20 protein-coding genes, 2 tRNA genes, 1 rRNA gene and 1 riboswitch are annotated in these 25,395 nt (G+C 46.1%); of the genes, 6 read left to right on the top strand and 17 right to left on the bottom strand.

Annotated elements, in window-relative coordinates; translation table 11 throughout:
* Nucleotides 1-82: 82 nt before the first annotated feature.
* Nucleotides 83-170, bottom strand: a riboswitch (cyclic di-GMP riboswitch).
* Between the two features lie 267 nt (nucleotides 171-437).
* Together tadA and AC58UW_RS21505 are read left to right on the top strand one after the other, a co-directional pair.
* Nucleotides 438-905, top strand: a complete 468-nt coding sequence (gene tadA, locus AC58UW_RS21510; RefSeq protein ID WP_497422657.1) for a tRNA adenosine(34) deaminase TadA — start codon at nucleotides 438-440, stop codon at nucleotides 903-905.
* 337 nt (nucleotides 906-1,242) lie between these two features.
* Nucleotides 1,243-1,316 (top strand) — tRNA-Arg (locus tag AC58UW_RS21505).
* A gap of 52 nt (nucleotides 1,317-1,368) precedes the next feature.
* On the opposite strand, the gene AC58UW_RS21500 is transcribed toward AC58UW_RS21505, so the two are convergent.
* The 5 genes from AC58UW_RS21500 to AC58UW_RS21480 form a co-directional block, all read right to left on the bottom strand.
* Entirely contained in the window at nucleotides 1,369-2,235 is an 867-nt protein-coding gene (locus tag AC58UW_RS21500) for a stalk domain-containing protein (RefSeq protein ID WP_497422656.1), read from the bottom strand.
* A gap of 221 nt (nucleotides 2,236-2,456) precedes the next feature.
* Nucleotides 2,457-4,802 (bottom strand): helix-turn-helix domain-containing protein, encoded by a 2,346-nt coding sequence (locus AC58UW_RS21495; protein WP_497422655.1) that lies wholly within the window; start codon nucleotides 4,800-4,802, stop codon nucleotides 2,457-2,459.
* A gap of 79 nt (nucleotides 4,803-4,881) precedes the next feature.
* A complete protein-coding gene (locus AC58UW_RS21490; RefSeq protein WP_497422654.1) occupies nucleotides 4,882-6,408 on the bottom strand; it encodes an extracellular solute-binding protein in 1,527 nt (508 codons plus the stop codon).
* Nucleotides 6,409-6,442: 34 nt separating this feature from the next.
* The gene (locus AC58UW_RS21485; protein WP_497422653.1) at nucleotides 6,443-7,345 is read right to left on the bottom strand and encodes a carbohydrate ABC transporter permease; all 903 of its coding nucleotides are present in this window, start codon (nucleotides 7,343-7,345) and stop codon (nucleotides 6,443-6,445) included.
* A gap of 21 nt (nucleotides 7,346-7,366) precedes the next feature.
* Nucleotides 7,367-8,287: an ABC transporter permease gene (locus AC58UW_RS21480; RefSeq protein WP_497422652.1), complete on the bottom strand. Its 921-nt coding sequence runs from the start codon at nucleotides 8,285-8,287 to the stop codon at nucleotides 7,367-7,369.
* A gap of 248 nt (nucleotides 8,288-8,535) precedes the next feature.
* On the opposite strand from AC58UW_RS21480, the gene AC58UW_RS21475 reads away from it, so the two are divergent.
* The 4 genes from AC58UW_RS21475 to AC58UW_RS21460 all read left to right on the top strand — a co-directional run bounded on the left by AC58UW_RS21475 (nucleotide 8,536) and on the right by AC58UW_RS21460 (nucleotide 12,134).
* Nucleotides 8,536-9,744: an MFS transporter gene (locus AC58UW_RS21475; protein WP_497422651.1), complete on the top strand. Its 1,209-nt coding sequence runs from the start codon at nucleotides 8,536-8,538 to the stop codon at nucleotides 9,742-9,744.
* Nucleotides 9,745-9,876: 132 nt separating this feature from the next.
* Nucleotides 9,877-10,416 (top strand): sigma-70 family RNA polymerase sigma factor, encoded by a 540-nt coding sequence (locus AC58UW_RS21470; RefSeq protein ID WP_497422650.1) that lies wholly within the window; start codon nucleotides 9,877-9,879, stop codon nucleotides 10,414-10,416.
* Nucleotides 10,413-10,847 (top strand): anti-sigma factor family protein, encoded by a 435-nt coding sequence (locus AC58UW_RS21465; RefSeq protein WP_497422649.1) that lies wholly within the window; start codon nucleotides 10,413-10,415, stop codon nucleotides 10,845-10,847. The genes AC58UW_RS21470 and AC58UW_RS21465 overlap by 4 nt, the downstream gene beginning before the upstream one ends.
* A 24-nt stretch (nucleotides 10,848-10,871) precedes the next feature.
* A complete protein-coding gene (locus AC58UW_RS21460) occupies nucleotides 10,872-12,134 on the top strand; it encodes a hypothetical protein (RefSeq protein ID WP_497422648.1) in 1,263 nt (420 codons plus the stop codon).
* A gap of 252 nt (nucleotides 12,135-12,386) precedes the next feature.
* Here AC58UW_RS21460 and AC58UW_RS21455 read toward each other — a convergent pair whose 3' ends face one another.
* From AC58UW_RS21455 to rrf, 12 genes are all read right to left on the bottom strand, one after another.
* Nucleotides 12,387-12,551 carry a small acid-soluble spore protein P gene (locus tag AC58UW_RS21455; protein WP_328803426.1) on the bottom strand — a complete coding sequence of 55 codons (165 nt, stop codon included), beginning with the start codon at nucleotides 12,549-12,551 and terminating at the stop codon, nucleotides 12,387-12,389.
* A 30-nt stretch (nucleotides 12,552-12,581) separates the two neighbouring features.
* Nucleotides 12,582-12,728, bottom strand: coding sequence for a hypothetical protein (locus tag AC58UW_RS21450; protein WP_497422647.1), 147 nt, complete (start codon nucleotides 12,726-12,728; stop codon nucleotides 12,582-12,584).
* A gap of 22 nt (nucleotides 12,729-12,750) precedes the next feature.
* Nucleotides 12,751-13,095: a hypothetical protein gene (locus tag AC58UW_RS21445; RefSeq protein WP_497422646.1), complete on the bottom strand. Its 345-nt coding sequence runs from the start codon at nucleotides 13,093-13,095 to the stop codon at nucleotides 12,751-12,753.
* Between the two features lie 111 nt (nucleotides 13,096-13,206).
* On the bottom strand, nucleotides 13,207-17,343 hold the full coding sequence (locus tag AC58UW_RS21440; protein WP_497422645.1) for a choice-of-anchor I family protein: 4,137 nt from the start codon (nucleotides 17,341-17,343) through the stop codon (nucleotides 13,207-13,209).
* Nucleotides 17,344-17,741: 398 nt separating this feature from the next.
* Nucleotides 17,742-17,826 (bottom strand) — tRNA-Ser (locus AC58UW_RS21435).
* 83 nt (nucleotides 17,827-17,909) lie between these two features.
* Nucleotides 17,910-19,190 (bottom strand): serine--tRNA ligase, encoded by a 1,281-nt coding sequence (gene serS, locus AC58UW_RS21430; RefSeq protein ID WP_497422644.1) that lies wholly within the window; start codon nucleotides 19,188-19,190, stop codon nucleotides 17,910-17,912.
* Between the two features lie 91 nt (nucleotides 19,191-19,281).
* Nucleotides 19,282-19,860 (bottom strand): pyridoxal 5'-phosphate synthase glutaminase subunit PdxT, encoded by a 579-nt coding sequence (gene pdxT, locus AC58UW_RS21425; RefSeq protein ID WP_497422643.1) that lies wholly within the window; start codon nucleotides 19,858-19,860, stop codon nucleotides 19,282-19,284.
* Nucleotides 19,860-20,741: a pyridoxal 5'-phosphate synthase lyase subunit PdxS gene (gene pdxS, locus AC58UW_RS21420; protein WP_497422642.1), complete on the bottom strand. Its 882-nt coding sequence runs from the start codon at nucleotides 20,739-20,741 to the stop codon at nucleotides 19,860-19,862. The genes pdxT and pdxS overlap by 1 nt, the downstream gene beginning before the upstream one ends.
* Before the next feature lie 118 nt (nucleotides 20,742-20,859).
* Nucleotides 20,860-22,203 carry a D-alanyl-D-alanine carboxypeptidase family protein gene (locus AC58UW_RS21415; protein WP_497422641.1) on the bottom strand — a complete coding sequence of 448 codons (1,344 nt, stop codon included), beginning with the start codon at nucleotides 22,201-22,203 and terminating at the stop codon, nucleotides 20,860-20,862.
* Between the two features lie 118 nt (nucleotides 22,204-22,321).
* Nucleotides 22,322-23,779, bottom strand: a complete 1,458-nt coding sequence (gene guaB / locus AC58UW_RS21410; protein WP_497422640.1) for an IMP dehydrogenase — start codon at nucleotides 23,777-23,779, stop codon at nucleotides 22,322-22,324.
* Nucleotides 23,780-23,932: 153 nt separating this feature from the next.
* On the bottom strand, nucleotides 23,933-25,132 hold the full coding sequence (locus AC58UW_RS21405; protein ID WP_497422639.1) for a putative glycoside hydrolase: 1,200 nt from the start codon (nucleotides 25,130-25,132) through the stop codon (nucleotides 23,933-23,935).
* A 104-nt stretch (nucleotides 25,133-25,236) separates the two neighbouring features.
* Nucleotides 25,237-25,353: ribosomal RNA gene (rrf, locus tag AC58UW_RS21400) — 5S ribosomal RNA — on the bottom strand.
* Between the last annotated feature and the right edge of the window lie 42 nt (nucleotides 25,354-25,395).

The following is a 25,395-nucleotide window of genomic DNA, read 5'->3' as shown; positions in this document are numbered from 1 at the left end:
CCCGCATGCCATGCCATATAAAAAAATAGACTGCCCCATTGCCGGGAACAGCCTATTACCTCAACCTAAAAAAGCATCGATTTTCGGTAACCAGGCTGTCGTAGTTCCATTGGAACCGTAGACCCTCGGCTTTGCGTCCTTGCCTTTCGGCAAGTTTGCCATTATCGAACCCTGCTAATGAATGTCATGCTTTGTCGTGCAATATCGTACTTTATGGTCTAAAAGACCTACTTATCTCTCATTATACGGATGGATTTCCTTATTATCAACTAATTCACTTGCATACATCTAGTATTTGTTGTATGAATGAAAAAAGAAATAAATATCCACAACTTTTTAAGTTATACACATTGTTATCCACAGGTTGTTAACAACGAATATCTGTTCGATCCTTTGTTCACATGTGGATAAGATTATTTTTAGTGAGGTGTCCCCCTGTGGATGAATATAATGAGCATATCCCTTGGATGAAAGCGGCTATAGAGGAAGCACAAAAAGCCGAAGCTATTCGAGAGGTGCCGATTGGAGCCGTTGTTGTCCATCAAGGGCAAATTATTGGCCGCGGCTACAATCTTCGAGAAACTACGCTGGATCCGCTTGCCCATGCTGAAATGATTGCTATTAAGCAGGCCAGCGAGCATTTGCAAGCATGGCGCTTGCTTGACTGTAAGCTCTACGTCACGTTAGAGCCTTGCCCGATGTGTGCGGGCGCGATCGTACAGGCGCGCGTTCCGCAGGTGATCTATGGCACGACCGATCCCAAAGCCGGCTGCGCGGGAACGTTGATGAACTTGCTGCAGGAGGATAGGTTCAACCACCGGGTCGATGTGGTCAGCGGTGTGCTGCAAGAGGAGTGCGCGACGATGCTTACGCAGTTTTTTCGGAAGCTGCGCGGCAAGGAATAGACGGTTGGGCGAGCAAGATTCGTAAGCGGTGGCCTGGCAATATTGTGCGAACGGACGGGAACTATGATCCGCTATTCGCCGGATATTGCGCATTTCAGCGAGGAAGAGCAACTGTGGTGGTCCGCTATATCTTCAATTTTAGCCGTAATGTTAGCTATCTTGGCTGAATAGGACCCTGTAGTTCCGTCTGAGCTTGGAAATCTGTGATTTGGCAAAATAGCAGCCTGTAGTTCCTCAGCGCACGATGCAATCAGCGTGGACATGCATAAATAAGCTCCGGAACTTACTTCTTAACCTTGCACCACATAAGGCTTCGTGCTATCATAATCTTTGCCATGCGCCCGTAGCTCAGCAGGATAGAGCAACAGTTTCCTAAACTGTAGGCCGGATGTTCGAATCATCTCGGGCGCGTATACAACAAAACGCCAGTTAACGGTATTAGCCGCTAACTGGCGTTTATTTTTTAATTCTCAGGACAATTATTATCTTTTAAAGCTGTTTTCATACTTTCTTTTAATTTATCTACATAGCCAACAATACCGCCAGAATACTGGCTAAGATTTGCATTGTATTGATCTACAGCACTCTGTATCTTCCCTGTGTAAAGAGCCGCGATCTCCCGACATACAGGACCTGAAACTGGCGAAGTGGACACAGGCAGCGGTGTAGAGGTTGGTTGAGGCTTATTGGGAACAGACAAATCGGTTGTATTGTCTACGTGCTGATGGCTCCAATTCTTAATAAAATCGTATTCTGCAATTTTGTCCTTACTACTCTTACTGAATTCCTCAGCATTTGATCGCTTGACCGTAATAAAGTCTGTGACCGAACCATTATGAAATAGGCTAACAATCATTGAATCTACTGGTGAATTGACCAAAAAACCAGACAGTGCAATGATATGATCGTTATTTTTATTAGAATCACCTGACAATTCTAAATCCACTTTTAAGTAGACGCCATATTCGTTATAGATAAGCTGGACATTTTTAGCCTGATTTTCTTTGGCTTTCTCATTTAAGGACGGAATGGCAGCTGCAAAATCTTTCATTGCGTTATCTTCCCTTACTCGAGGGAATGCAAGATCAACCGTGTACTTCTCAGCATCCCATGTCACCGATGCCCCGGTTTGTTTCAGTAGGTACAACGGCACAACCGTTCTGCCATCTTGTATGGTAGCAGGCACATCCTCGGCTTGAAGTTCTTTCCCCCCGAATAAAACCTTCACGATCGGAGTCCCCTTGTAGTCACCATGAAGGCTTGCTGCATGGACGACACCAGCCAAACAGAAAAAAGCTAACATAGACACAATTACTTTCTTTTTTTCCATCAAAATTTTCTCCCCAGCCTAATTTATCTTGTTGATTGTCACTTGTAACAATTCAAATATTTCTTGAAAATCCCTGCTAAAATTTGATCTTTTTTACCTATCCACATGTTAATAATATGTAAAGACACCAAGCCAATCAACGATACTAACATGAGCACAAGTACGGACTTTTTCAAGCGATATTAACAACGAAAAAGAGAGAGGGTTATCCCCATCCCTCCCTATCTCATCCGGTCCCGGTACTGCCCCGGCGTCATATTCTCATATTTACGAAAAAGGCGTATAAAATAAGAGGGTTGATACCCAATCTGCTCCGCAATCTCATTGACCTTGAGGTCTGTGTTAACGAGCAGCTTCTTGGCCTTATCCATACGAAGGGTGATCAAGTAGTCGATGAAATTCACGCCATTGATCTGCTTGAATGCTTTACTTAACGCATAGGTGGTTGTATTAAAAGCGTCCGCGCATTCCTCCAACGATATATCGCTGCTCATGAAACGCTCCTGAATCCGCTCCGTGACACGCTCCACCAACCGCTTCATATGGATGTCCTGGTATTCATTCAGCCCCTCAATATAAGGTGTTATGACCTTGGTCTGGAAAAAGCGAACCATCTGCTCCGGTTCCCGAAGCTGATTCAGCTGCTCGTACAAGTTGTAACCCTCAAAGAAATGATGCGGATTAAAGCCTGACTCCAGCATGGTATGCAGCATACTACCCAGTACCTGCATGGCTCCTTCCTGGAGGATCTTTTCTTTGCTGGATTGGCGCACAAGCTCATGAATGAAACTCTCGATCAGGCTGAGCGACTGCTCGCTTTGTCCCATACGAATGGCTTGCATCAGTTCTTTCTCCAAAGCAAACGGATAATGCACATCGTCATTCGTGCTTGGCAGCATCTCTTCCAAGTCAAGTACTTGATGATCTGCTTTCAAATCCCGATAGCGGATGGAGCTTCGTAAGAATACTAATAGCTGCGGCAGATCCTGCACGTTAGCTGTTAAACGCCCCATGCAAACGGTGGTCTGCATTTTAAGAAGGGAGCTAATGGTTTGCCCCAAATCATCTGCTAGCAGATACAGCTCATCTTTGGCCTGCTGTTTCGTCCGATCCATGGGATAAGAGAGCAGAATACCTACGGTCATATCCTGAAAGTTCATAATCTCCGCGTTTTGGCTTTGCGTTTTCACAATTTCTTGCGCGATATTCGCTGCCGCGAAGGTCGCCAGTTGTTCCTCGCTTTCTAGGAACCGGCCACCTTCTTTGGCAAATCCGCTAATCTGCACCAACAGCAGAACGAACCACTGGGACTCCGTCTGCCAATCGAAGCTCTCCATCCGCCCTCTTAGCTCCGCCTCGCTTAGGGAGTAGAAGTGCCCTTGAACCAATTGCAAGAGGAACGCGGATCTTAAGGCAGGATAAGCCTTATCCAGTTTGGATTCCAGCACTCTGCTCTCCTGACTTAAGTGCCTCCACTCCTGTTCAATAAAGGCAAGGTCATCCCCTTGGCTCTCCTGCGTAGGTTTATAATCTTTAATTACATTCACCAACCGAACAATTGGTTGATAAATCCGCTTAGAAGCCACCCATGAAAGCAGCACAGCCAAGAGAAGCCCTATTCCCCCAATGCTGAGCATGCTTCTAGACATAAACTCCACGGGAGCCGTCAATCGCGTTAAGGAGGTTGCCGTTACGAATTTCCACAGTGTGCCTGAACGTGAAAACTGGCCGAATGCGACGGAGTAGGACTGGCCTTTCCTGTCCAGAATGTAAGAGCCAATTTCTTCCGATCGGCCCATGACGCTTTCCCTTACAGCAGCTTCTAATTGGGCATTTTCCTCATTTCGATTGCTTGGTGAGACGATAATATGTCCATCCTTACTCATAAGAAATGCGGCACCGTTGGGATCTGTGGCCATTTCTTCGACCATCTCTACCAATTTTTCACGATTTAAATATAAAATAAGGGCCCCATACGGCTCTCCTACGCTAGGCAGCTTCTCGATAAGAGCGATGGAAGTCGAGTCTGGCTTCCCATTGCCTTTAGGCAGAGACTCCCACCAGAAAACTCCTCGCGCTTGCTTCATTAACGTGTGGAAAATATCCCGCTCCTCCTGAGTAGCAATCGGAACAATACCTTCGGTATCCGAAATAATAACGGGATCTTGCCGGTCCAGATATAGCTGAGCCTGATCAATTAAAGGATATGCTCCCTTCATGAGACCCAGGAAACGATATAGATTTTGTGTTGTGTTGTATTCATCTTTTAGATTCATATCTGCAATTCTGGCATCCATCCTGCTATCCAGAGACCACTGTGTAGCAGCCAGCTCGAGCTGAGCCAGATTATCATTCATACGATCCATCGTTTTCTTCAGCAGGGTATCATGGTTGCGCATAATCTCTTTCTCGATATGAGCACGTCCTGTAATATACGAAGTGTACCCGATGATGGCTGTAGGCAAGCTGGTAATGCACAACACCAAGATCAAGCTTCTGCGATAAAAATTCCCCCTGCCGGAACGTTGTGTCCACCAATACCAACTCTGCCTCCATCGACTCCACATCATCTGTCCCTCTTTCATCAAATGCCGAAATCCCCCGCGACTGCCGCAATTTTTTTGGCGTCGGGGGGGCGGTATTTATTTATTTCGCGCTATTGCGTTTCTGATAAGCCGCATTCATTTCTTCCGTGATTTTCACCAAATCCGGATCTGTCTTCAACTTAGCTGCATAGCTGTCCCATGCGCTGAGCGATTCTTTCCCCATAATGACTTTGGTCTTCATGTCTTGAATTTTCTTTCTGAGCTCCGTACCTACCTTTTGGTTGGTATCGGAATTTAGACCTAGCGATGGGTCACCAGCGCTGATTTTTACTTTTTCATCAATGATTTTTCTGTTGCGTTCCAAGTAATCGTTCGGCATACCTGTACGGTAAGCACGCAGGTACTTATCATATTTCAAGAAAATTTGACCTAGTGCTTGTTGGGCTACAATATCTTTCTTGGCTTGCTCTGTCGGTGTCTTGATGCCGTCTTTCTCTGTGTAGTGGACATCCTTCTGACCAAAGCTTGCTAGATCATAGCCTTCTTGCGTAGCGCCGTAATCCATGAATTTCAACAATTGTTTCACTTTCGCTTCTGGCACGGATTTCGGTATAGCGTACATGCCGAAGAATCCGCTGTCTTTGTTCGAATAGCCGTTCAACGAAACTAGTGGGATGAAGTCTGCTTTCGGGTTCGTTTTACGCAGTTCTTCCGTTGGTTCCCACGCTGCTTCAGCTGTATCCTGGAAGCCGCCACCGCGATTTGCTTTCAGCAAGTCTTTGGCTTGTGTATTCTTGAGCACCGCGATGTCCTCAGGAATTAATTTCTCCTGGTAAGCACGGTTCATCCAAGTAAGCGCGTCCTTCATTTCAGGCAGCACGTTTACGTTAACCAATTTCCCGTCTACAAGCTTCCAATCACCATTAACTTTCGTGAAGCTGTTCTGCAGCTGACCCATGTAAGACATCCCATTTTGGTCGACGAAGCCGATGTAGCCGATGGTGTCATTTTTCCCGTTGCCATCTGGATCTTTCTCAACAAAAGCCTTCAGTACGGTGTATAGCTCGTCCGTTGTTTTCGGAATTTCTAAATGTAACGTATCGAGCCAATCCTTACGCAAGTAAGGGAAACCACCGCCATCCGTAGGACGAGCACGCGGGATACCGTACGTTTTACCGTCAGCCTGCTTGGTATTGTCCCATGATTCCTTCGGATATTCCATCAAGTTCGGATAGTCCTTCAGCATCGGAGTCAGTTCCCAGAATGCGCCTTGAGCGACCATGCCGCGTACTTGAGCACTGAATGGATCATCGAGCAAGATCAGATCAGGAATGTCGCCTGACGCTAGTGTTACGTTGATTTTATCGCCATAGTTGTTTGGTGAAACCCATGTGATTTTGAGCTTTGTATTCGTTTTCTTTTCGATTTCTTTGACGATAACGTTGTCGGGCCCCGGAGGCTCCGGCGTGTAATACATTGTCATGATGCTAATCTCGGTCGGCTTGGCGGATGCTGCTTCTCCCGCGCTGTTAGCCGGTGTGCTGTCTTTGCTTCCACATGCAGCGAGCACAGAGGAAACCAGAAGGGTGGATGCTACTACACTTATTGCTTTCTTTTTCATAACCATTATTGTACAACCTCCCCAAATTATCATCAATATTCTATTCTTTTACCGAACCTACCATTGCGCCTTTGGCAAAATGTTTTTGCAGGAACGGGTACACCAACAAAATTGGGATGGTCGCAATAACAACTGCCGCCATCTTGAGCGTTTCCGGAGGAATCCGCTGCTCAGACATCATTTCAGCCGCAGCACCGCCGCCTGCTGCCGTTGAAGCGTCAATCAACATGTTTTGCAGCAGCACCTGAAGCGGCTGCTTCGTGAAATCGTTGATATAGAGCAGAGCAGTGAAGAAGGTGTTCCAGTAAGCCACCGCGTAGAACAGCCCGAAAGCAGCAAGCGAAGGCAGTGACAGCGGCAAAATGATGCGATACCAGACGCTTATATCATTACAACCATCGATACGCGCCGATTCCTCCAGGCTTGCCGGAATGCTGTCGAAGAAACCTTTCATCAGCAGCACATACCAACCGCTTGTAAGAACCGGCAGGATGAGCGACCACGTGCTATTAATCATGTGCAAGTCTCTCACCAACAGATAAGGAGGAATAATCCCCGGATTAAACAGGGTCGTTAGTAGGATGAGCAGCATGATAAACTTGCGTCCCTGAAGCCTTTTACGAGAAATCGCATAAGAAAGGCAGGATGTCACCAGCAAACTGAGCACTGTCCCGACTACAGCTAGGAAAACACTGTTTCCAATAGCATGCAGGAAGGCATCGGTAGACATCAGATATTTGTAAGAGGCCAAGCTCCATTTGGCAGGAAGCAGCTTAAACTCACTGGAGATATAGCTCGACGGATCGCTGAACGAAACGACAAACACGTAATAGAGTGGAAAAAATGTAATAATTCCCATTATTCCTAGCAGGATGGCGTTCACCGCGTTAAATACGCGATCGCCTTTGGAAGCAATAGTTGTAGATACATGTTCAGATGACATCTAGGATTCCTCCTTCCCTTTCTAGTAAACGCCGTCTTCGCCAAATTTCTTGGCCAGCTTATTCGCACCAATGACCAGCAGTAAGCCGACAACTGATTTGAACAATCCGACTGCGGTACTATAGCTAAATTGACCTTGTTTCACGCCAAGCCTGTACACATACGTATCGAACACGTCCGCTACCTCGGATACAGCCCCGTTCATCATCAAGAAGACCTGCTCGAAGCCGACATCCATGATATGACCGATCCGTAGAATGAGAAGAATGATAATGACAGAGCGAATACCTGGCAGGGTAATGTGCCACATTTGGCGGAACCGGCCTGCGCCGTCCATTTTACCCGCTTCATATAGTTGAGGATCAATGCTCGCCATCGACGCAAGGAAGATAATCGTGCCCCAGCCAGCATCCTTCCAGATGGACTGAGCCGTCAGCATGCCCCAGAAATAGTTTTTATTCGTTAAGAAATCAACTTTGTCGAAGCCCATGGCGACTAGCATTTGGTTGATAGCCCCATCGCCTGTCGAAAACAACAGGAAGGTGATCCCTACGATAATGACCCACGATAAAAAGTGAGGTAAATAAACAATGGATTGAATGATTTTCTTATAAACCATATGGCGTACTTCATTCAGCATTAGGGATAGTAGAATCGGCAGCGGAAAGAAGAGCACTAAGGATAAGACGTTAATTGCTAACGTATTTCGGAAGAGTGTGAAGAAATCCGGATTGGAGAAGAACCGTGCAAAATGCTCCAGCCCCACCCACGGGCTCCCCGACATGCCTTGATAGGGTGAATAGTTTTGAAAGGCTATGACGATTCCCCACATAGGCACATATTTGAAAATAAGGAAGTAGAGCAGCCCCGGAAGCGCTAACACATATAAAAATTTGTCCCGAGCGATGCCTGACCAGACTTGTTTCAATCGACTCGCGCCCACTTGTATGCCTCCATTCTCGTTGTGATAATGTCAGCTGGCAGCTACTTGCCTGGCGACAAGATTCAATGTACATGTTGCTCCTGTTTCCTACAATCATCCATTTTTGTGACCTAGATCTAACGGGAAAACAAGGGTTTTCTAAGCAATTTCCACCCGTTGCCTTATTTTGCAACCAACCCGCCATAGCCTTGCTACAGTCGTTGTTCTATAATAAAACGGTAATAGATTAGGTCTGAAAGGAGCTCCCCGTGACAATTAACAAAATCCCAAGCTCTTATCGCATTCCTTTGTTTTGCGCAGTCACTTTGTTGTTCTGGATGTCCATGTATACGAGCGTTCCCATCATGGCCCCTTATGTGGAATTCCTAGGCGGGAATCATCAACTGGCGGGATGGATCGTTGGCATGTATGGGATTTCCCAAATGCTGCTGCGCATACCGGTAGGTATTATGTCGGATCGCTTTCATAAGCGAAAACTCTTTATTACGTTTGGATTGTTTTTTACAGCCATCGGCGGGCTAGGTCTATGGTTCACCCACGATTTCACGTGGATTCTGATTCTCCGAGCACTGGCAGGTGCAGCCGCAGCAACATGGGTCGACTTCACCGTTCTATTTACGAGCTACTATAAGCACGAAGAATCGACGAAAGCGATCGGAACGATCTCCTTTTTCAACTCCTTAGGGCAAGTGCTCGGCATTCTCTCTGCGGGATGGGCGGCAGATTCGCTCGGCTGGGAGGCTGCCTTTATTCTAGGAGCGCTGCTGGGTGTGCTCGGGTTCATTGGTTCTTTCTTTTTGATTGAAAAAATAGAGCCTGATGCGCCAAAAATTACAATGCGTGCCATCAGGGATGTGGCTGCGGACCGTACGCTGCTCTTCGTGTCCTTACTGGCTATTTTGTCACAGGTGCTTATCTTCGCTACGGTTTTCGGGTTTACCCCCGTATATGCCACAGCCCTTGGCGCTGATAAATTCTCCTTATCCATGCTTTCTTTATTCGCCAATGTACCTGTTGCGCTAGCCTCCTTATTCGGTGGACGGAAATGGGCCGCCAAATATGGCGAGAAGCGAATGGTTGTTTGGGGCTTCATCCTCATGGGGATTTTTACATTCACCATACCTTTTACGCATCATTTATGGGTGCTTATGATGACCCAGGCCTTTGCCGGCTTTGGCCGGGGACTTTCCTTTACACTGCTGATGGGAATGAGTATTAAACATATGCCTGCGGAAAAGCGGGCAACTGCGATGGGCTTTTTCCAAGCTATCTATGGACTGGGGATGTTCATTGGCCCTGTGCTCATGGGCGTCATTGGGGATTGGTTCTCATTGAATCAGGGCTTTATCGTGCTTGGTATCCTTGGAGTGTTCAGTGCCCTTTTATCTCAATGGTTCGTACAGAACACGCCTAAGATGCCTGCAGTCCCGTCTAGCGGATCTACCGCTGCGCTTTAACCGATAATAAGCGAATCTACTTGATTCGCTCTTTTTTTTGAGTGAAGTGCAGGGATAACCATCGTTGCCTTCGTCTATTCATGCGGAGAGGAGGAGAAGCACATTCAGGAACAGGAGCTTGTAACACGCATATTGAATGGTGATGAGGCGGCGTTCCGAGAACTTGTTAAGACTTATCGTCAATACTTGTTCCAGACGATCTACGCCATTGTACGCCATCCGAAAGATGCCGAGGATTTATCGCAGGACGTCTGGTCCCGAATCTATTTCTCCCTCCCTCAGTACCAGATGAAAGGACTCAAAACATGGATGACCCGCATTGCGGTGAATCGAGCTATAGATTTTAAACGTTCGGCTAGCAGGCGAAGGGAAGAAATGACGGCAGAGATGGAAATCCCGATTCAAGCCGTCCAAGCTGCGGGAACCTCCTCTTTTTCCTCTAATGGTGTGGAACAAGAAGTGTTGATGAAGGAGACCACCGAGCTCGTCCGCCAGAAACTTCACCAAATCCCTGCCAATTACCATGAGGTATTAACGGCCTATTATATTCAACATCAGTCTTATCAAGATATAGCAAGCGCCCACGGGGTAACGGTGAAAACGATCGAATCGAAGCTATATAGGGCCAAGCAATGGCTCCGCAACAACTGGAAGGAGGAGGATTTCATGTGAAACACTACGAAGAACAAACTTGGCGTCTATATATCAATGAGCAGCTGCTGCCAGAAGAAACCAGTGAAATGGAGCAACATTTATATCGGTGTGATGATTGTTTGGCTCGGTATATGATCTGTATGGAGCAAATGACCTTGACGCTGCCCACATTGGAAGCGGATGATCGAGCGTTTGTAGATGCCGTTGTCGCACGAACGTTGGGAACCAAGCGCTCCTGGTACCACTCCACGATGCTGCATTACGGGATTGCCGCGGCTGCTACACTGATCTTAGTAGCCACAGGCTTTTTCCACGGATTATCACAGGAATTGGGGCCTCGAGGCGCGTTGCAGCCCGCTCCTCCTTCACCAATTAAAACCGATCAACCGATATCTGACCAATTGCTAAATAAAACATTAACCTGGCTGGATACCTTGCAAAATAAATAAGCCACAAGGAGGTTTATACACTTAATGCCTAATAAAAGCAGCATCGTCGCTTTCCTATTGTCATTCATCCCCGGAGCGGGTCATCTCTATATGAATCGGCCCTTACGTGCCATTTTATACGGGGTAGGATTCTTTGGTCCCTCATTTCTCATGTTCGTCAGTGTAGCGGCCAGTCACACTGATGATGATATACTAATTCCGCTTTTCCTATTTGCAGCTTTCGTTGCTGTCGTCAATATGATTGATATGATCGTCTACTTGCTGCGCTCCCGACCCTATAATTACGGGCCGCAAGGGGTGCCATACGGTGCTGAACCGCCGTACGACCATCACACGCCTGCATGGGAACCTAATCCTTATGCTGTTCACACTGCCTCTCAGCAAGAAAGAACGAGAGTGATGCTGCTTTCCTTCATCCCCGGCCTGGGTCATTTCCAACTAGGTCTTATGCAGCGCGGTTTAACTGCTATGGTTTCGTTCTTCGGCGTTGCTGTTCTTGTTTTTTTCATCACCATGATGACCCATAACGAAAGTTTCGTAGCTTTTCTCTTGGCTATGCCCGTATTGTGGTTTTACACCATGTTCGATGCACTGAAGCAGCAAGAGCGTAAGCAAGCAGGTCTAGCGCTTGTAGATCGCAGCCTCTTCGATGACTTCCATTTAGGTGATGATTCTGGCCGCAAGAACCGAACATTGGCAACGATTATCGCCATTTTCCCAGGTGCCGCCCACTTATATCTGTCGATGAATAAACGGGGCATACAATTGATGGCGATCTTCTTATTCTCCATTTATGTGCTGGATGTGCTGCGGCTGTCCTTTTTCTTCTTCTTGATTCCGATTCTGTGGTTCTTCAGCTTTTTCGATGGCTTACAGAGTATCTCCAGATACGAAAACGGCACACTGGTAGATAAACCTATCGTTGAAAACTGGTCAGCGTATCATCGCTCCATCGGCTTCGTTCTTATCCTCCTTGGAGGCTACTATATATTCAAAGAAGTCATTGTCCAGTTCCTATATCAGCTGTTCCCTAATATGAATTACATGTATTGGCTGAACAACTTCGGTCAAACGTTAATTGTAGCCGTGATTCTTATCGGTGGGGGCATCAAATTGTTGCTTTATCGAAAAACGCGGCCTGTTCATGCTGAACCGTTTGCCACTTCTTATTCCTCCTCCTATTATCCAGAAGATAAAGAAAGAGACACAGAGAGAGATCATACAGAATCAGACTCCGATTTATCTAAGGTTTACCTAGAAATAAACGAAAAAAAGAACCCTTTTTAAGGGGTTCTTTTTTTGTCGGTGTTTTTTGATTTCTTTTAAACATGTTACACGTAAACCTTTAGGAAAATCTGCTTATAAAACACGGTAAGTGTCTTTGGCACATCCCCTCCAGCCTGATTATAACAGGTATGAAAGTCCTCTATGCAACGGTTTTTGTTTCGCGGAATGCTCCAACGGAACCACACCTCTCTGCTCACCGACAAATATAGTATGTCCGGTTGATCGAACTTTAAACATCCTAAGGGGAAATTATTAATGCCCGTGGCCGGCACCTTCACCATGGCCATTATTTCTAGAATGGTTGCGGTTTTTTACTTTTTTCGACCCTGAGAGGGGCTCTTGCTGCTTGTGTCGCTGGCTATTCCCACTGGACTGATTCTGAGAGGTATCCGTTACTCCATAGGCATCTGATTTCATTGAGATCATTCCTCCTAGTTAATCTTCTAGTTATTCTTCATGATTCAAAGCATCTTGATGTCTGCGATCATTCACTTGCTGCTGCTGTTGCTGCCTATTGTGGCTGTTTACAGCATTCGTTCGGAAGTCTTTGTCTACATTCTGCAAATTTTTATCCGGCGCTTTTTGCTTCGTCATGTGAGTGAACTCCCCTCGCGTTCTAAACGTGTGTGACTCTGTGGAGCGTTTGTGCGCATTCATGAATGTGACGAACGTAGTCATCCACTAGGTTTTGCACAACATCGCCTGTTTCATCAATGTGCATGGTCCCCTGTTGGACATCCATTAGCTCCACTTTAACCTCTCTAGCATCCACATAGTTGACTTTAAAATCGAAATTGTAGCCCGTATGTCCACCCGCCTCAATATGAACCCTAACGGTCTGAGGATCGGCCTCATCGGCCCATACACGCGCCTGGTCTGTAGGCTGCAGTGTCGTAGGGAGAACATTACTCCACTCTTGTACCAATTCCGTTTGATCAATTGTCAGCTTATCATAGCTCATAGGTAACACCTCCACATGTTTAAAATGCGGAAGGCGCCCGGCTTTTATCCATGTAAAAAAACAACAACTCCCCAAAGGACTTGCCTTGGGGGAGTTGTGTGAAGTTGCTGCTTATTTCACCATCAATTGTAAAAGAATCGCCAGCATCTTGGCTGCCTCTTGACGTGTTGCCGTGTCTTGCGGAGCGAAGAGATTGCCAGACTTACCGGAAATAATTCCAGCTTGTTGCAGAGATTTAGCTGACTCTGCGGCATAAGCAGGGATGCCCGATTGATCTGCGAAATCTGTTGCTTGCATGGCCTTAGGCAACGTATAGCCCACGGTAGAAGCGAAGCGGGTAATCATAGCTGCCATCTGACCGCGAGTAATGTTCGACTGAGGATCGAATTCCCCAGCGCGTACGCCGCTCGTAATCCCTTTCTCAGCTGCCCATTGTACGGCTTTAGCATAGTAGCTATCTGCTTTGACATCTGTAAAGCCAGTGCCTTTAAAGGAGCTTAAATCAGCATTAGCCATACGAGCGAGGATTAGAGTGAAATCGGCTCTAGTAATATCCGCTTCCGGAGCGAAGGCATCCTCACTGACACCATTCAGAATGTCTCTTGCTGACAGGTACGTAATGTAATCTTTTGCGAAGCTCGAAGCTGTATCTTTATAAATTGCTTTCTCATAACCAACAGCATACTTGGAGAAATGCTTAACATTAAAACTTAATGTTCCTGTAACAGCATCAAAGTGGCTATTCGTTACCTTAGTAATCTCACCGTTATCTGCGATGTAGTAAGCCACAATAGCGTTAATATCCTCGTTAGCGCTTGGTTTGTAAGGAATCTCTACCTGAGCCGATCCTCCATTGAAGCTGGAAACTGTTTTACCGCCGGCTGTTACCGTAAAATCAAAGATCGGGCGATCTTTCACAGCCTCTTTGATCGCTTCTCTGGCCGCGGCATCCATATTCTGCGTAATGACATTCACATCTGCTTTACGTATGGAGAACGAGACATCGCCCGTTGACGCGGCAGAGGAGATTGTGGAGACGGCTTGCTTGTCAAAAGAAATTTGTCCGATGCCTGCTGCAATCTTAACTTCCGAAGTTGCACTGCTTGCAATCTTACTCATTGCTTCTGCAGGCAGCTTGACGTCCACTTGATTCGAAGTCGCATCTGCAGCTGCTTTGATCTCAAGAACAGTCGCTTTACTTGTCGATTCTGTCATATCTTTTAGAGCTTGTGTTACTTGATCAACAGAAACGTTAGCAACGGAAGCTCCTGTGCTATCTTTTTCTACAGAAGGAGTAATCGTTGCTTTATCACCGCTAGTACTTGGTGGAGTTGGTACAGTTGATGGAGCTGTTGGTCCAGTCTGCGCTGGCGGATTATCATTTCCATCGTCAGAATCAATAGAATATACGGTTACACTAGCATCTGCTGCACCATACCCGTCTGGGCTAACAGCAGTAATCACTGCGTTGCCGGTGGCTACAAAAGATACAATCCCTTCTGCACTAACAGTTGCAACGGAAGGGTTAGAGGATGTCCATTGTACTGTACCTGATGTGACACCATTTCCTTGTGAGTCCATTACCGTTGCTGTCAGTTTTGTTGAAGCAGTACCTTCCGAGACAGTAATTGCGGATCTATCCAAAGTAACTTTTTGAACGTTTAGCTGATATACAGCTACAGTTCCGCCCACCTCATTAGCAACAAGCAGGAGCGGGTTACCATTCGGACTAATCGACGCAGGAATAAATTCGATACCCTCTGGGCCTGCATCCGTATTCAAGTTATCTTTAGGGGTAAATGCACGCGAGTTTGTGTAGTTAATAAATTTCGCATTGGCTGGATCCGTAACATCGTAAGTCATAATACCACCTACGCGCTCTAATCCTACAAAAGCCAGAACCTTGCTGCCAACTTTGCTAACTTTAATATCTTCAGGTTCAGGACCTTTTTTCGAGCTGCGGTCATCCATAGCCGTTTTACTATTGCTGGCATTGAAATTGTTAGGTAAACGCTGTGCTGTCACTTTCTCAAATTCATTGCCGCTGTCATAGACTGGATCCATCGTATTAGCTTGCCAAATCGAGAAGGAACGTCCGCCATAGAGATAAATGCTGTCATGGCCCATATCACCAGCAACCTCAACACCGTCATAGGTGGTTTTACCAGCTAGGAAATTTGCTGCCGCTGAGCCTGGTACTAAGCTCCCCTTCATAGCGCCAATAGTGCTTCCATTGGTTCTGACGCCTGGCCATTCTGTAACGTCTCCTTCATTAGCTGTGAAGAGATATTGAACGCCGTTGATCGTTTGCGTTGAGATACCATCTGGCATATACATGCCGTAGAAAGGAACATTCTCAAACTTAATGGCATTGTCTTTGACGAGATCTAGCGAGTTGCCTGGAAGATTCAAATCCTTAAAACCTAACCCTTTTACGGACAAAAGGGTCTTTGAAGCAATGTCCACAGTTCCGATTGCATTATTTTCTTGGAACGAAACATAGGCTTTGCTGTTATCTTCAGAGATTGCTATATATTCCGGCTCCAAATCAAACACCGCATCCGCTTTCTGTCCTTCTCCCGTAACAGCGCCGGTAGCTCCATCAGATGCACCGCGAATATGTACCTTAGCATCAATCACGGAGACGTTGTTGAATCTAACATTGGAAACCGTATCATTTAATGTATCAACAATGGTGATGCTTCCTTCAGGATCAGCTCCGCTTGTGCGCGGCTCACCTTCATTGGCGGTCAAAATATATCGGCCATCCGATGTAGATTTGATCATGTCTGGCTGTACACCTGCTACATAAGATTTCAAAACGTTGCCATCATAATCCATGACAAGGATTTTCCCTGGCTTCTTGGAGTCCAGCTCTTGAACAGAAAGCGCAACGCGTTTCGTCTTTGTATTGACATCCACACTTGTCAGGTCTCCATATAAGAAACCTTCCTTTTCAACCAGATCTTTCATCTTGATGGTTTTCTCCTTGACCGGGCCTTGCTCTAGGTCTAAACGAACAATTTCCAAACTAGGCGGATTTCCTGAACCATTTACTAAATAAAACTTGTTATTATCCTTGTTGTACTTAACAATTTCAGCGACGCCGCCGTCTTTATTGGTAACGCCTACAGCGAATTGTCCAATTTTGGTAATATTCAAAGCGTCATTAACCTTAGGTGCAGCCAGAACTGTTAAGGACAGATTCTGACCGTACTGGGCAAGCAAGCTGTCTGTTACTTTAACGTATACGTTAGTTGTGACAGACGTTCCTTGTGCAGGCGAACCATACACTTCCCCCGTAATTGAATTGATCGATAAGCCATTTGGAAGACCCGTGGCTGAGAAAGCGTACGGTGGTTTACCTCCATATACGTTCATCATTACGGAGTATGCCGTTTGTTCATATGCGTTAGGCAAACTTTTGTTCGTATAGCCTAAAAGGGAAAACCATGAACCATAATCTCCGTATTTTGGACCTTTTACTGCTCTATCTTGATCGGTTGTTGCGGCACCAGTGATATCAAACTGTCCGAAGTCAACTTTATTATTATCCGTATCCACTAACGCTTTCCGACGGATAGACTTCTGTTTGGAAGTACCCTCCGCGGATCCCTTCGGATAGTCAAACTCATAGCCATCTATATCCGTTTGAATATCCGTCGTGTCGCCACCATCATTACTTCCTGTACCGACCATATCCACATACCCAGCAGGCTTTGGATTATTGTTATAAGGATTTTTATTCGTAATGTCCAGCTTTGTCTGATTGCTCAAAAGTGCTACTTTCAAACCTTTATTATTAATCCAGCGTCCCGTCCATAATTGGTCATATGTAGCCGACAGATTAAATTTAGGAGAACCTGCCCCTGTAGCTTGTCCAAGAACAAGGAAAGAAGATTTAGCTTTAATCGTGCCCACTAGGTCCAGCTTCTGCCAGTCACCTGTTGGTCCTGTTTTTGCCGAATTTCCGCGGTCCGCGTATTGCAAGGACCATCCATTGAGTACGACATCTTGACTTGTAGGATTGTATAACTCAATAAAACCATGCGATGAGGCTGTATTGCTAGAATCTGCAACTAATCCCCCGCCATAAACTTGGTTGATAAACACGTGCGGCACATTTACATCATAAGTGCCGTTCGCTTGATACGGAGTCCCTGGTACAACGATAACTTCTGCAGCTGCGGTTGAAACGATGGAGCCAAACGAAGATACACTTACAGCCGCAGATAACATTACGGACATTAATCTCTTCCTAACAGTATTCAACTGTTGCTCACTCTCCTTAGCATGGAATATCTCGTCCATTATAAAAAAAATGAAAACCGCTAAATACACACTTTGTGTCAAATTATTATTAATTATTTGTAAATAAGTGTCATAGAAAAGAAACAACAAAGGAAGCCACACGATTCAATAGAATCGCATGACTTTTTGGTTGTGGCCTGCACAGCACCGGCAAATCATAGCAATAATGCAGCCATGCCGATCATCACTTGCTCATTAGGTATTCCTCCAGTTGGATTTTAGTCCAACGCTCACGAACGAAAAAAAAAACGCACCAGACCGTGTACTCAACAGTCCAGTGCGTTTCATTGTTTTATGCCCCATGTAGGTTAACTATTGGGGTATTACCATGGTTACGGAGAGGGTGGGATTCGAACCCACGGAGGCTTGCACCTCGGCGGTTTTCAAGACCGCTGCCTTAAACCACTCGACCACCTCTCCACGATAGCTGTCTCCTGTAGAGGAGACAACCTTGTGCAGTGACAAAAAGCATTGTATCACATACTCCCGCTAAGAAGCAAGTGCTATTTTTTTGTGATTACTTTTACGTTGTTCATGTACGGAACAAGAACCTCAGGCACAACAATCGAACCGTCTGCCTGCTGGTAATTTTCGAGGATCGCCGCAACCGTACGTCCAAGCGCTAATCCTGAACCGTTCAATGTATGTACGAACTCGGGTTTCGCCTTAGAGTCTCTACGGAAGCGAATGTTCGCTCTGCGCGCTTGGAAGTCTTCGAAGTTACTGCAAGAAGAGATCTCGCGGTACGCGCCGCTATTTGGAAGCCATACTTCCAAGTCATACGTCTTCGCTGATGTGAAGCCGATATCACCTGTGCATAGGGATAGCACACGGTACGGCAGCTTCAACAACTGTAGAACGCGCTCAGCGTGCCCTGTGAGCTTCTCTAGCTCATCATAGGAGTCTTCGGGCTTAACAAGCTTAACGAGCTCAATTTTGTTGAATTGGTGCTGTCTGATCAAGCCACGTGTATCTCTACCAGCCGAACCTGCTTCTGAACGGAAGCAAGCGCTGAACGCCACGAAGTTAACAGGCAACTGCTCTGTTGTCAAAATATCTTCCCGGTGATAGTTCGTAACCGGCACCTCTGCCGTAGGAATTAGGAAATACTCCGAATTCTCCACTTTAAAGACATCTTCCTCAAACTTCGGAAGTTGACCCGTACCTGTTAAGCTATCGCGGTTAACGATATAAGGCGGCAGCATTTCTTCATAACCATGCTCATCGCTGTGCAGGTCCATCATGAAGTTGATTAGTGCGCGCTCTAATCTGGCGCCAAGCCCTTTATAGAAAACGAAACGCGAACCCGTTACCTTCGCCGCCGCTTCGAAATCTAGAATGCCCAGTTCTTGCGCTACTTCCCAGTGCGGCTTCACTTCGAAGTCGAACTGAGGAATCTCGCCTATACGGCGCAGCTCCACATTCTCTTCTTCAGAGCGGCCTACAGGTACGCTAGGATGAGGTATATTCGGGATAGAGAGGAGAACTTGTTGTAAGGACTCGTCCAATATGCGAATCTCGTCATCCAGCTCTTTAATGCGGTCTCCGACAACTTTCATTTCCTGGATCAGCTCGTCGGCGTTCTCGCCGGATCTTTTACGTCCAGCCACCTCTTGGGAAACGGTGTTGCGGCGATTTTTGAGCTGCTCTGTTTCTTGAAGGAGCTCTCTACGCTTTAAATCTAATGCAGTAAAACCGTTCAGCTCTTCAATCTGCTTACCACGGTTTTGCATGGCTGCTTGCACGGCTGCCAAATCGTTTCGAAGTAACTTTACATCAAACAAGGAGATTCCTCCGTTAGCGCAAAATGGTTGTATATGGAAGCAAGCACCCTTACCGAAGTATCCGGTGATATCAAGGTGCTTGTACCATCAATTATGCTTTACTTTGTTGCACCATATCTAAGAAATAGCTGTGCATACGGAAATCGTCTGTCAGCTCAGGGTGGAACGATGCCGCAAGGAGATGTCCTTGCTGCGCCGCGACGATCTGGCCGTTATACGTAGCCAGAACCTCAACATCTGGACCCACTTTCTCAATCAGTGGGGCACGGATGAAGACCGCGCGAACGCTCTCGTCTATGCCTTTGATCGGCAAATCCGTCTCAAAGCTTTCGCGTTGACGCCCAAACGCGTTGCGAGCCACCGTAATATCCATCAGCTCAAGGTGAGCTTCCGGTTGTCCGGTGATCTCTTTCGCGATGACAATTAACCCTGCGCAGGTGCCGAAGATCGGCTTGCCTGCCGCGGAAAATTCTCTAAGCGCATCGATAAAACCAAACGTGCGCATAAGCTTACCAATTGTCGTACTTTCTCCGCCTGGCAGAATAATGCCATCAAGATCAGCAAGCTGCTCTGTACGCTTAACTACAACGCCTTCGGCGCCTGCCTTCTCGATGCCACGAATATGCTCTGCTACCGCGCCCTGAAGCGCGAGAACCCCAATTTTCGTCATTACCAGCCGCGCTCCTGCATACGCTCGGAAGCTTGCAGCTTGGAGATTTCGATTCCCTTCATAGGGCTGCCTAGGTTTTTGGAGATTTCTGCAATCAAGTTAAAGTCTGTGTAGTGTGTTACAGCTTGAACAATAGCTTTCGCGAACTTCTCAGGGCTATCCGATTTGAAGATACCGGAACCTACGAATACCCCATCGGAACCCAAATGCATCATTAGAGCCGCATCAGCTGGAGTCGCGACACCGCCAGCAGCGAAGTTAACAACTGGCAATTTGCCTGTTTCATGTACTTGCAGCATCAATTCATAAGGAGCTCCAATTGTTTTCGCTTCAAACATCAACTCATCCTTGGACATCCCTTGAACTTTGCGAATTTGGCCTTGAATCTGACGCATGTGACGGACAGCTTCAACGATGTTGCCTGTTCCTGGCTCACCTTTGGTACGAAGCATGGAAGCTCCTTCTCCAATACGGCGCAAAGCTTCGCCTAGATCACGGCAACCGCACACGAAAGGAACCGTGAAATCACGTTTATTAATGTGATACACTTCATCCGCAGGTGTCAAAACTTCACTCTCATCAATATAATCAACGCCTAGAGATTCCAGGACTTTTGCTTCTACAAAGTGCCCGATTCTTGCTTTCGCCATAACTGGAATGGATACGACTTTCATAACTTCTTCAACGATAGTTGGATCAGCCATACGGGATACCCCGCCAGCCGCACGAATGTCAGCAGGTACGCGCTCTAGCGCCATAACAGCGGAGGCACCAGCTGCTTCTGCGATCTTTGCTTGCTCGGCGTTCATAACGTCCATAATTACGCCGCCTTTTTGCATTTCGGCCATACCTGTTTTAACGCGGGATGTTCCTGTTTCCATTCTTAATTTCCTCCTATACCCTAGTGCGATTTTATACAGTTTCCTACACGATTCGATAGTAAACTTCTAAACAAACATTTTACATGAAGGAGGGGCATTATACAACCCATTATCTGGTCTAGGAACCACCCTTGATCCCTTTAAACATATCGCTAAAGAAGTTTTTGATGGAGCGGAACAGCAGTCGAATCCAACTTCCTTTTTCGACATCCTCATCAGCAATAAGATCTGCCGTTTTTTCTTGTCCATTGTAGGTAACTTTCACTTTACCCAGTGTATCGCCCTTCGCAATTGGAGCTACCAGTTTGCTTTCTTCCAATGGCTCTGCCGTGATTTTAAAATCCGTATCTTTCGCGCCTTTTTTTGTAACGAAGGTTAGACCTGTTTTAGTTACTAGAGGCACTTGCGTTTGAACGCCTTTCTTAATGTTTACGATTTTCAAAGAATCTATTGCTTGTTTCGCATTTAGGAAAGGTTTTATTTCGAAATTATTAAATCCATAATCCAGCAGCTTCCTAGTCTCGTTAAAACGCTCTGGCTCTGTCTTCGTTCCCATCACAACGGAAATAAGGCGCATCCCGTTTTTTTCAGCAGTTCCCGTAAAGCAGTAGCCAGCGTCATCCGTAGAACCCGTTTTTAAACCGTCCAGGCCTGGATAAGCATATTTTTTAAAATTAGCATTCGTTGAATTGCCTTCCAGCATCCAGTTCCAGTTGATCATAGGCGTTTTATCAGTTGGTCTCAGCTTTAACGTGGGAATTTTCGTGAAATCGAGAATTTCCTTGTGATCCTTGAGGATGTTGTAGGCAAGAATAGCTGCGTCCCGCGCTGTCATTTTCGTTTCGCCCTCAATGGATTGAGGCGGGTCCTTCAAGTCGGCACGAGAAAGTCCTGTAGCGCTGATAAAATGAGCCTTGTCGGACATGCCTAATTGCTTAGCCTTATCATTCATCATTTTCGCAAAATTTTCCTCTGATCCCCCGCCAAGGAGCTCAGCGAAAGCCACGGATGCATCATTGGCGGAATAAATGGACATCGCACTGAACATATCTTTAAAAGATAATGTTTCATTCTCGGCGATCAATTGTCCGGAACCAATAACATCAGCTGCGTTTTTAGAAGCTGTGACTTGGGATTCCCACGTGAACTTGCCCTCTTTGATGCTCTCCATTGCCAAGTACTCTGTCATCATCTTCGCCATACTTGCCGGCGGAAGCGCCTCATCCGCATTCATTTCATAGAGAACAGCGCCTGTGCTTGCCTCCATAATAATCGCGGATTTGGCATTGACCTTCAACTCACCCCCCGCAGGTGCTGTAGTCGTCGTAGGAGCTGTCGTTGCGGCTGGTGTTTTGGTATCTGCGGCAAACGCCGGTTGTATATGTAAAAGTACGGATTGAGCGATTAAACTAACACCTAACACCAAAGCAATTTTTTTCCTTGTAAAACGAAACAATCTCACAACTTCACTCTCCCTAGTAATTTTTATAACATTTTATATTGTAACACACCCTATTAGACAAAAAAAAGAAGACACAGGTTCAAATCCTGCGCCTCCAATTATAGCCATATTGTTACAATTATAATGAGTAGTTAGGAGCTTCTTTTGTAATTTGAATATCGTGTGGATGACTTTCCTTCAAGCCAGCACCTGTGATCCGAATAAACTGCGTATCGTGAATCAATTCTTGAATGTTGCGTGCACCGCAATAGCCCATCCCTGAACGAAGACCGCCAACAAGTTGATACACAGTGTCAGCCAATGGCCCTTTGTACGCTACGCGTCCCTCAATACCCTCAGGAACAAGTTTGCTCTCGTTCTCTTGGAAGTAACGGTCTTTACTGCCTTCCTTCATAGCACCTAGAGAACCCATACCGCGGTAAACTTTAAACTTACGTCCTTGGAAAATCTCCGACTCACCTGGGCTTTCATCCGTTCCAGCAAAAAGACTGCCAATCATAACGGCACTCGCCCCAGCCGCAATCGCTTTGACCACGTCACCGGAGTACTTGATACCACCGTCAGCGATAATGGGAACACCGAATTCAGCTGCTGCTTGCGCGCAATCATAGATGGCTGTAATTTGCGGAACACCGATCCCTGCAATAACTCGTGTCGTACAAATCGATCCTGGCCCTATACCAACCTTCACCATGGAGGCTCCAGCTTGGATCAGATCACGTGTGCCGTCACCTGTAGCTACATTTCCTGCAATGATAGGCAGATTAGGATATTGTGCTCTAAGCTTCTTCACAGTTTCAGCAATGTTAATATGATGACCATGTGCAGAGTCTACAACAATTACGTCAATTCCTGCTTTGACAAGCGCGGCAGCTCTCTCCGTAACATCCTTAGAAACACCTACTGCTGCCCCTACAAGTAAACGGCCTTGTGCGTCCTTCGCGGAGTTGGGGAACTGAATCGCTTTCTCAATATCTTTAATCGTGATTAATCCCTTAAGACCAAAATGATCATCGACCAAAGGAAGCTTCTCAATTTTATGCTTTTGAAGAATGCCTTCCGCTTGCTGAAGCGTAGTTCCCACTGGAGCTGTAACAAGACCTTCCTTCGTCATTACTTCTTTAATTTTAATTGAATAATCATGAACAAAACGCAAGTCACGATTCGTCAAAATCCCAACAAGCTTATTCGCCTCATTCACGATTGGTACACCTGATATCCGGTACTTCGCCATTAGCCCTTCTGCGTCATAAACATGGTGTTCTGGCGTTAAGGAGAAGGGGTTTGTGATAACCCCGCTCTCTGAGCGCTTAACACGGTCTACATGCTCAGCTTGAAGCTCAATAGGCATATTCTTATGGATAATTCCAATTCCGCCTTCTCTGGCCATTGCAATCGCTAGAGCAGATTCTGTAACAGTATCCATCGCAGAGCTGATGAACGGGATATTCAGCTTCACATGAGGAGCAAGAATCGTTGAAACGTCGATCTCCTTACCGAACACTTCAGACTTCCTTGGCACCAACAGCACATCGTCAAACGTTAAACCTTCCTTACCGAACTTGTCTTCCCTCACAACACATATTCCTCCTTAGATCTCTCTATTCAAAACCTCGACATAAGCATCCTGCTCACCGTATATGATTGCAATCTTAACAAAAGCCCATTTTTCGTGTCAAGGAAAAGGACCCCTCCAGAGATCGGCAGCCTTCCGAATAAGAACATTCGGTTAACGATAGGAATATGTGCTGTTTGAATTCCATAACAAAAATTGTTCCACGCCCTGCTCCCTAGCCGCTTTAATTTGCTCTTTCACATCCACATTCCCGTACTTCTTATGAGGTTTCACCCATGTTGCCGTAAAATCTTGATACCATGGCCTAATTTCCGCGGTTGGTGCGCTTGCTCGCATGAGCCTCGTGTTTTTCCCATTCGCGTCACTAATGGCTTTATGAATGACCGCATAGGGCTGCAAATCGGGATACTTAATACCGTACATCCCATTTGAATAATGAGAGGGATACAGCATTGGCGAGATATAGTGAACCTGCTTGCTAATCATTGACCAGTCTTGCCCTATGCCCATGTCATTGTCGGAGGAGGTCGTTAAACCAAATACATCAGCGGATAAATAAACCTCGTCACCAAGGCGCTCATTCGACTTACTGAGAAAAGATTCAATGACCTGCGCTTTTGTCCACTTCCTTGGATTATCGAATTTGACTTCTGCATCGACCCTTTTGCTGTTTTCAGGGAATCGCACATAGTCGAATTGAACTTCGTCAAACCCTAGCTGAGCTGCTTCCTTGGCAATTTGAAGATTATACTCCCAAACTTCTTCTTTGTAAGGATCTACCCAAGCTATTCCCTTATTATCCTGCCAAACGCTGCCTTGATAAGTCTTCATCGCATAATTACTTTTTTTCTTACTCAAATAGGGGTCTTTAAACACGACAACACGTGCTATCGTATAAATATGCTTGTCCTTTAACCTCTTCAGTGTCCCTTTCAGATCACGGATGATGACGTTGCTATTGGCTCCTATCTCATTCACCAAAGGCACTGCCGAGGCGTATGTAACTTGTCCGGAATCGTTCTTCACATCGATCACCATGGCATTTAAATCGGTTTGATCCACTAAATTAATCAATTGCTCCATTTTGTTGCCTACCGCAGACCATGCCGACACATAAATACCTTTGACGACCTGCTTGGCAGGCTTCTGGCGCTGGGCTGGCGCCGCTGCCGGAGGAGCCGCTTGTTTGCTTGCTGCTTCTAATTTAGGAGCCGGAATTGTATCCACCAAATGATTTAAGGATTGGAGCGGCGCCAGCTCCTTCACAGCATCCATCTTCACCGAACAACCTTGTAAGACCGAAAAACAAATTAAGAAAATACCTACCCGTTTCCATACAAAATGTGCTTTCATACTAATCCCTCCTTATAGGGCTAGTATGGTTTTTTACGCTATTTTGTACTGATGTAAAAAAAAGAGTCTTCTTGGAATTTCTTCCAAAAAGACTCGTTTGTAGTGCTTGGCAACGTTCTACTCTCCCAGAACCCTGCGGTTCAAGTACCATTGACGCTGGAGGGCTTAACGGTCGTGTTCGAGATGGGAACGCGTGGGTCCCCTCCGCCATCATCACCAAACAGTCAAAGCGTGGTTTGCGCCTTGAAAACTAGATACGAAAC

This window comes from Paenibacillus sp. J22R160 (assembly GCF_059692135.1).
The sequence above is the reverse complement of the archived record's forward strand: the minus strand, read 5'-3'. Positions and strand labels throughout refer to the sequence as shown.